The sequence below is a fragment of the Streptomyces sp. SID3343 genome (genome assembly GCF_009865215.1).
Classification (GTDB): Bacteria; Actinomycetota; Actinomycetes; order Streptomycetales; family Streptomycetaceae; genus Embleya.
This window is the reverse complement of record NZ_WWJX01000091.1, coordinates 1-456: the sequence shown is the minus strand read 5'-3', so window position 1 is coordinate 456 and position 456 is coordinate 1. Positions and strand designations below refer to the sequence as shown.

1 protein-coding gene is annotated in these 456 nt (G+C 75.7%); it reads right to left on the bottom strand.

Going from position 1 to position 456, the window contains the following annotated elements; genetic code table 11:
• On the bottom strand, positions 1-456 hold a 456-nt coding region (locus GT354_RS02815; protein WP_272923743.1), incomplete at both ends, for a ketoacyl-synthetase C-terminal extension domain-containing protein.

The following is a 456-nucleotide window of genomic DNA, read 5'->3' as shown; positions in this document are numbered from 1 at the left end:
GATCACCGCTCGGTGCGCGAGCGTGGCCCGGGTTCGCCACAGCGACCAGGCGAGTGCGCCCGGCTCCCCCGCCACCGACCGCATCCGGTCGGCCGTCTCCGCCAGTGCGGCGGGCGATGCCGCCGACAACACCCACGGCAGCACGCCGGGGGCCGGCTCCGTGGGGGGCGCGTCGGTGTGGCCGGCCGGGGTCGGGGCCTGCTCCAGGATCACGTGCGCGTTCGTCCCGCTGATGCCGAACGACGACACCCCGACCCGGCGCGCCCTGCCGGTCACCGGCCAGGGGGCCGCCGCGTCCGACACCAACCGCACACCGCCCGAGGACCAGTCCACCTGCGAGGTCCGGGTATCGGCGTGCAGCGACCGCGGCACCGTGCCGTTGCGCAGCGCCTGGACCATCTTGATCACGCCGGCCATGCCCGCCGCGGCCTGGGTGTGGCCGATGTTCGACTTGAC